The sequence below is a fragment of the Adlercreutzia sp. ZJ473 genome (genome assembly GCF_013185065.1).
Classification (GTDB): Bacteria; Actinomycetota; Coriobacteriia; order Coriobacteriales; family Eggerthellaceae; genus CAAEEV01.
This window is the reverse complement of record NZ_JAAVTO010000112.1, coordinates 1-1,592: the sequence shown is the minus strand read 5'-3', so window position 1 is coordinate 1,592 and position 1,592 is coordinate 1. Positions and strand designations below refer to the sequence as shown.

The following is a 1,592-nucleotide window of genomic DNA, read 5'->3' as shown; positions in this document are numbered from 1 at the left end:
ACCCTCAGCCGAAGCGGTACGACACGCCCATGGTGGGGCCCGGGTTCGCCCACTTCGCGATGATGGTGTCCCCGCACAGGATACGGCAGGTGCCGCACTCGAGGCAGCCCGCGTAGTCGAACGTCGGGGCGCCGTCCTCGTCGCGCTGGTAGAGCGCCGCCGGGCACACCATGACCAGCTTGTCGAACTCCGCCGGGTCGGGGTCCTCCGCCAGCTCGATGTGCGCGTTCTCCTCGTCGACCTCGTACTTGTTGCTTGCCAGGTACCCGTCGACGTTCACGGTGAAATCCAACCTGCTCATAGCGCCCTCATCGCCCCTCTCGCGTCCTTGAGGACGTTCATGACGCCCACCTGCCTCACGATGGGCATCATCGACTTCCTCATGGGCCTGACCGGGCTGCCGTCCACGACGAGCAGGGCGTTCATCATGTCGCGCAGCATCTGGGGGTAGCCGTCGAACATGCGCGTGAAGCCCTCCATGAAGCCGGGCACGTTCTTGAACTGGCGGAGGTCCTTCAGCACGAAGCTGTCCTCCAGCGCGCCCACGTAACCCGAGAGGCCCGCCTTGCTGGTGTCGCCGGCGTCGAGCGCGCGCGCGGCCTCGCGGCCCGCGTGCATGCCGGCGGCCAGGGCGAAGTCCATGCCGCGCACCTGGTAGCCCAGGTTGATGCACATCATGGCCGACTCGCCGGCCAGCATGACGCCGTCGCCGACCAGGTCGGGCATGATGTTGATGCCGCCCTCGGGCACCATGTGCCCCGAGTGCTCCACCACCTTGCCGCCGCGGATGAGCGCGGCCACCGAGGGCTGGGCCTTCAGGTCCTCGAGCATCTGGTACACCGGCGCCTTGCCGCGGCTCGCCGTCGCCTCGATGCCGGCCACGATGCCCAGCGAGACGGAGTCCCTGTTGGCGTACATGAAGCCGCCGCCGAAGGTGCCCTTCGTGGAGTCGCCGGCGAACAGCCACGCCGCGCCCTCGTCGTCGGACGCGGCCAGGATGCGGTCGGTGATCACCGGGGCCGGCAGCTCGATGACCTCCTTGACGCCCACGGCGACGGCGGAGGCGGGCGGCCGGGCGGCCCCCACGGCCTCGGCGGTCAGCAGCGAGTTCACGCCGTCGCACAGGATGACCACGTCGGCGGTGATCTCGTCCTCGCCGGCGCGCACGCCGACGACCTTGCCGGCGTCGTCCTTCACCAGGCCCTCCACGGCGATGCCGTAGATGAGCTCGGCGCCGGCCTCCTCGGCCTTCTCGGCCAGCCACGAGTCGAAGGGGGCGCGCAGGACGGAGTAGGAGTCCTGGCCCTCCTTGAGCATCTCGTCGGAGGTGAAGTCGACGGTGAAGCTGGCGTCCTCGGACAAGAGCGAGATGCGCTCGCGCGTGATCTTGCGCTCGAGCGGGGCCTCCTGCTCGAAGTCGGGGAACACGGCCTTCAGCGCATGGGAGTACACGCGGCCGCCGGTCATGTTCTTGGCGCCGGCGAAGTTGCCGCGCTCTATCACGAGAACGCTCTTGCCGGCCTTCGCGAGCTCGTAGGCGGCAACCGGGCCAGCGCACCCGGCGCCTACGACGATGGCATCGAAGTCAGCCA

Annotated in this window: 2 protein-coding genes; both read right to left on the bottom strand. The window is 69.1% G+C overall.

Annotated elements, in window-relative coordinates; all coding sequences use genetic code 11:
• Nucleotides 1-4: 4 nt before the first annotated feature.
• Nucleotides 5-301, bottom strand: a complete 297-nt coding sequence (locus HRL41_RS11870; protein ID WP_165172724.1) for a ferredoxin family protein — start codon at nucleotides 299-301, stop codon at nucleotides 5-7.
• Nucleotides 298-1,592, bottom strand: a 1,295-nt coding sequence (locus HRL41_RS11865; RefSeq protein WP_172137199.1) for an FAD-dependent oxidoreductase, incomplete at its 5' end; no start/stop codon positions are given. The genes HRL41_RS11865 and HRL41_RS11870, both read right to left, overlap by 4 nt.

What these genes read in the sequence shown, in the direction of transcription:
- HRL41_RS11870 (WP_165172724.1), bottom strand. Translation starts at nt 301, where the DNA reads ATGAGCAGGTTGGATTTCACCGTGAACGTCGACGGGTACCTGGCAAGC.